Raw genomic sequence first — 1,469 nt, forward strand, 5'->3', positions numbered from 1 at the left:
GGCCTGCGTCGAGGTACTTCACGGCGTTGTCGATCAGGTTGCCGACGACCTGCTCGACCGCCAGCCGGTCCGCGACGATGGTGGGCAGGTCGGCGGCGACGGAGACCGTCGCCCCGGCGGTCTCGATCTGGTGGCGCTGCGCGTCGGCGAGCGACTGCAGGAGGCTCGTCAGCGCGAGGGGTTCGGGGGCGAAGCGCCGTCGCCCTTCGCGCGACAGCTTGAGGATGGCGGCGATCAGGCCCTCCATCCGGGTGACGGCGGCCCGGATGAAGCCGAGCGCCTCGCCGAGGTCCCGGTCGATCCGCTCGGCGTCCGGGTGGTCCCCCAGGGCGCGGCGGATCTCGGGACGGGCCTCCTCCAGCTCGGAGGTGAAGCCCATGACGTTGACGAGCGGCGAGCGCAGGTCGTGGCTGACGATGTAGGCGTAGCGCTGCAGCTCTTCGTTGGATTCCAGCAGCTCGCCTTCGGCCTCGCGCTGCTCGGTGATGTCGGTGTGCACCCCGACCCACTCGGTGATCCCGCCGCGGTCGTCGAGCACCGGCACGGCGCGGATCGCGAAATGGCGCCAGGCGCCGTCCTGCGCGCGGACCCGGTGCTCGTGCACGAAGGGCCGGCGCGCCGCCACCGTCGCGTTCCAGGCCGCCACGCTCGGCGCCACGTCGTCGGGATGCACGGCGCTCGCCCATCCGAACCCGGCATAGGCTTCGGGCGTCTGGCCCGTCAGCGCCGCCCAGCCGGGCTGCTCGCCCACCATCCGGCCCTCGGCGTCGTTGGTCCAGAGCACGCCGCGCACCGCCTGCACCGCCGCGCGGAACCGCGCCTCGCTGGCCTGCAGCTCGCGCTGGACCCGCTGCTGGTCGATGGAGGAGGCCAGCATGGCGAGGAACAGGATCAGGAAGGTCGCGCCGCCGACGGCCAGCGCGAGGTTCTGCTGCCCGGCCCCGACGCCACCGGCATGGACCTCGCCAGCATGGGCCGCGTGGGCGCCGGCCGCCTCCGCCGTGAAGGTCGCCGCCGCCATCCCGGTATAGTGCATGCCGGCGACCGCGAGGCCCATCACGAACGCGGCCGCCAGCTTCTGCCCGACGCCGTGCTGCCGGAAGGTCAGCCAGAGCGCGGTCGTGGCGGCGGTGACGGCGATCGCCACCGACAGCGCGACGACGGGCAGGCTGTAGGCGAGGTTGCCGGGCACCCGCATCGCCGCCATGCCGGTGTAGTGCATCCCGGCGACGCCCACGCCCATCAGCGGGCCGCCGACGAGGATGTCACGCAACCCCGCGCCCGGCCGGCTGATCAGCACGAAGGCCGCACCGGTGGCGCCCACCGCGATCAGCAGGGAGGCCAGCGTGAGGCCGAGGTCGTAGGCGGCCGGCATCCCCATCTCGAAGGCGAGCATGCCGACGAAGTGCATCGACCAGATGCCTCCGCCCATCGCCAGCGCGGCCCCGGCGACCCAGGCCCAGCGCGGC

General features: G+C 73.7%; 1 protein-coding gene. It reads right to left on the minus strand.

The features are described from left to right. Positions 1-1,469 (minus strand): MHYT domain-containing protein (locus FV222_RS25885; RefSeq protein ID WP_147815991.1); only part of this gene is annotated, 1,469 nt, incomplete at both ends.

The organism is Methylobacterium sp. WL103 (assembly GCF_008039885.1).
GTDB classification, from domain to species: domain Bacteria; phylum Pseudomonadota; class Alphaproteobacteria; order Rhizobiales; family Beijerinckiaceae; genus Methylobacterium; species Methylobacterium cerastii.